Here is a 3027-nt window from a genome sequence, read left to right on the forward strand (position 1 = left end):
CTGGACGACCCAGCACTCCGCGAAGCGGTGGTGGAGGGGTGGCAACCTCGCGTCAAAACCCCTCCGTCAGCGCTCCGCGCTGCCACCTCCCCATCGCTGCGCGACAGGGAGGATCTTATGGCAGCTTCCGGTCGTTAGCGGATATTCCGCCCCTTCTACCCCTCGCTCTCGCTGATATCCTCCAGCATATCGGCATCGAGCACGCGCACCCGCCCCTGCTCGAGCGAAATCACGCCCGATTCCTCCCAGCTTTTGAGCTGGCGGTTGATATGCTCGCGGCTCATCCCCGCGAAATTGCCTAGCTCGGTCTGGCTGAGTTCGACGCGCTGCGACGCCTCGACATCCTTGCGGATCAGGCGTTTGAGATAGCGCGCGAGCCGCGGTCCCGATGCATAGGCGCGGTCGCTCTCGATCGTCTGGTCGGCGGTGCGCAGCCGCCGGGCGAGTTGCTGCATCAGCGACCAGGCGAATTCGGGGTGGCTCGCGGCGAAATCCTTGAGCGCATTGCGGCCGAGCTGGAGCGCGCTCCCGGCGCTCGTCGCGGTCACCGATGCCGTGCGCTCGCCGCCATCGAGCAGCGCGATCTCGCCGAGTATCGCGCCGGGTTCGGCGTATGCGAGCACGATCTCGCGGCCGCCCGAGGTCAGCATCGACACGCGCGCCGTGCCCTCGGTCAGGATCAGCATCATGTCGCCGGGGTCGCCCTGAACGAGCAGTTCCTTGCCCTTGACAAAATTGACCTGCACCGCGCGGCGCGCGATCTCGGCCCAGTCGTCGACCGAAAGCCCGGAAAAGATGCTGTCGGGTCCCTGCAACTCGGCGAGTTTCGCGTGATCCATTGCGCCTACACCCCTTTTGCCCGGCGCTAGACCAGCCGGCTCTGTTTCACCGCCGCTTCGATGAAGCCCGCAAACAAGGGATGCGGATCGAACGGCTTCGACTTGAGTTCCGGGTGGAACTGCACGCCGATAAACCACGGATGGTCCGGGCGCTCAACGATTTCCGGCAACATGCCATCGGGCGACATGCCCGAAAAGACCAGACCGCCCTTCTCCAGGCTTTCGCGATAGGCGTTGTTGACCTCGTAACGATGCCGGTGGCGCTCGCTGATGTCGTTCGCGCCATAGACGCTCGCGACATGGCTGTTCGGCGACAGCTTCGCCTCATAGGCACCCAGGCGCATCGTGCCGCCCAGATCGGTGTCGGCGCCGCGCTTTTGCAAGCCTTCGTCGCTCATCCATTCGGTGATCATGCCAACCACCGGCTCGTCGGTGGGGCCGAATTCGGTGCTCGACGCGTCGGCGATGCCGCTCGTGTTCCGCGCGCCCTCGATGCACGCCATCTGCATGCCGAGGCAGATGCCGAGGAAGGGCACATTGCGTTCGCGCGCGAAGCGGACGCTCGAAATCTTGCCCTCGGACCCGCGCTCGCCAAAGCCGCCGGGCACGAGAATGCCGTGCATCGGCTCCAGGTTGGCGGCGAGATCCTCGTCGCGTTCGAACATTTCGGCGTCGAGCCAGCGGATATTGACCTTGACCCGGTGCGCCATGCCGCCGTGGACCAGCGCTTCGTTCAGCGATTTATATGCGTCGGGCAGCGACACATATTTGCCGACGACGCCGATCGTGACCTCGCCCTCGGGATGCTGCTTGCGGTCCATGATGTCGTACCAGCGTGACAGGTCGGGCGCGGGCGCGTCGTGGATGCCGAACGCGCGCAAAACCTCGCTGTCGAGCCCTTCGCCATGATATTGGACGGGAACCGAATAGATGCTGTCGGCGTCGAGCGCGGGGATCACCGCTTCCTTGCGGACGTTACAGAAGAGCGCGATCTTGGCGCGCTCGCTCTCGGGCAGCGGCTTTTCGCAGCGGCAGAGCAGGATGTCGGGCTGGACGCCCAAGGAGGCGAGTTCGCGCACGCTATGCTGCGTCGGCTTGGTCTTGAGCTCGCCCGCGGCGGCGATGTACGGCACCAGCGTGACGTGGACCGAGATCGCGTTTTCGCGCCCCTCTTCATTCTTGAGCTGACGGATCGCCTCGATGAACGGCAGCGATTCGATATCGCCGACGGTGCCGCCGATCTCGCACAGCACGAAATCGAGGTCTTCGATATCGGCGCGCGCGAATTCCTTGATCGCGTCGGTGACGTGCGGAACGACCTGCACCGTCGCGCCCAGATAGTCGCCGCGACGTTCCTTCGCGATGATGCCCTGATAGATGCGGCCCGAGGTGACATTGTCGCTCTGCCGCGCCGCAACGCCCGTAAAGCGTTCATAGTGGCCCAGATCGAGGTCGGTTTCTGCCCCGTCGTCGGTCACATAGACCTCGCCGTGCTGATAGGGCGACATCGTGCCCGGGTCGACGTTCAGATAGGGATCGAACTTCCGGATACGGACACGATAGCCACGCGCTTGCAACAAAGCCGCGAGGCTAGCCGCCATCAAACCTTTGCCAAGCGAGGAGACCACGCCGCCGGTGATAAAAATGAACCGCGCCATGGGAGGAAAGACTTACTCAACGGGAGGGGGACGGCGCAAGCCGTCGAATCGCTTCCGGCGGAATTATTTTCCGCCGGGCGGGTTAGTGTGGAGGCCGAAGCCGCCGGTTATTTCTTGGCGGGCGGTGCCTGCGCCGGAGCCGGGGCGGTTTCCGGGCTTGCCGCAGCCGCAGCTGCTGCCGCCAAGGGATCGTCGCTCGCCGTGGCGGGCGCCGCATTGGCAGGAGCCTGCTGTGCAGGGGCAGTCAGCGACGAGGCCGGAGCCGCGCCGCTCGTCTGCGCCGTTTTCGACAGCGAGGTGTCGATCGTCGAACCGCTGCGGCCAACCGAGGCCATAGCAGCCAGCACGATCGACAGCGCGACGAAGGCCGTCGCGAGGATCGTCGTCGCACGGGTCATGAAATCCGCCGCGCCGCGCGCCGAAAGCAGGCCCGCGGGACTGCCGCCGACGCCAAGACCGCCACCTTCCGATTTCTGCATCAAAATGACGCCGATCATCACCGCGGCGACGAGCGCCTGCAGGACGAGGAT

Annotated in this window: 3 protein-coding genes; all 3 read right to left on the bottom strand. The window is 65.0% G+C overall.

Annotated elements, in window-relative coordinates:
- Nucleotides 1-155: 155 nt before the first annotated feature.
- The gene (locus VJ811_RS06040) at nt 156-839 is read right to left on the bottom strand and encodes a Crp/Fnr family transcriptional regulator (RefSeq protein ID WP_324071365.1); all 684 of its coding nucleotides are present in this window, start codon (nt 837-839) and stop codon (nt 156-158) included.
- Nucleotides 840-865: 26 nt separating this feature from the next.
- Nucleotides 866-2497, bottom strand: coding sequence for a CTP synthase (locus VJ811_RS06045; protein WP_324071366.1), 1632 nt, complete (start codon nt 2495-2497; stop codon nt 866-868).
- Nucleotides 2498-2604: 107 nt separating this feature from the next.
- Nucleotides 2605-3027, bottom strand: a 423-nt coding sequence (gene secG / locus VJ811_RS06050) for a preprotein translocase subunit SecG (protein WP_324071367.1), incomplete at its 5' end; no start/stop codon positions are given.

The sequence above is a fragment of the Sphingopyxis sp. genome, from assembly GCF_035250425.1.
Taxonomy (GTDB): Bacteria; Pseudomonadota; Alphaproteobacteria; order Sphingomonadales; family Sphingomonadaceae; genus Sphingopyxis.